Below are 553 nucleotides of genomic sequence, written 5' to 3'. Positions count from 1 at the left end.
CTGCGGTTGTGGGCGAACGAGGGCAGGGTTCCGGTGGTGTGGGTGGGGCGTGAACGGCGCTTCTCCAGCGAGGCGTTGGATGTCCTGACCGGCTGCCCGGATGTGGCCGGGCGTCGTGAGGCGCTGTATGTGCGGGTTTCGGGCACCAGCGGGCAGGAGTCGTCGCTGGCCGCGCAGGAGGCCGAGCTGCGGGCATCCGCTTCGGGCGTGGTGGTCGCGGTCTTCAAGGACCGTGCCTCGGGGCTGCGGGAGTCACGGCCGGGGCTCGACCGGCTGTTGAAGCGGGCCGCGAAGGGTGAGTTCACCCATGTGCGGGTCACTCACGGCGACCGGCTGGCTCGTTTCGGTGCGGGCTGGTTGATCCAGGTACTGGCCCATCACCGGGTCTCTGTCGAGGTGTTGCATGCCAAGGGAGCGGCCGGGGGGATGGAGGAGCTGCTGGACGATTTCATGTCGCTGGTGGCCACCTTTGCCGGTCGCGTGTACGGGATGCGCTCACGCGAGGCGCGTCGGCGGCTTCTGGCCGAAGCCGGGGGCCGCATGGAACATCCTG

1 protein-coding gene is annotated in these 553 nt (G+C 69.4%); it reads left to right on the top strand.

Annotated features, from left to right (window positions below):
• Positions 1-75: 75 nt before the first annotated feature.
• Positions 76-553 (top strand): recombinase family protein (locus FCI23_RS56030; RefSeq protein ID WP_211265928.1); only part of this gene is annotated, 478 nt, incomplete at its 3' end.

The organism is Actinacidiphila oryziradicis, from assembly GCF_005047355.1.
GTDB classification, from domain to species: domain Bacteria; phylum Actinomycetota; class Actinomycetes; order Streptomycetales; family Streptomycetaceae; genus Actinacidiphila; species Actinacidiphila oryziradicis.
The sequence above is the reverse complement of the archived record's forward strand: the minus strand, read 5'-3'. Positions and strand labels throughout refer to the sequence as shown.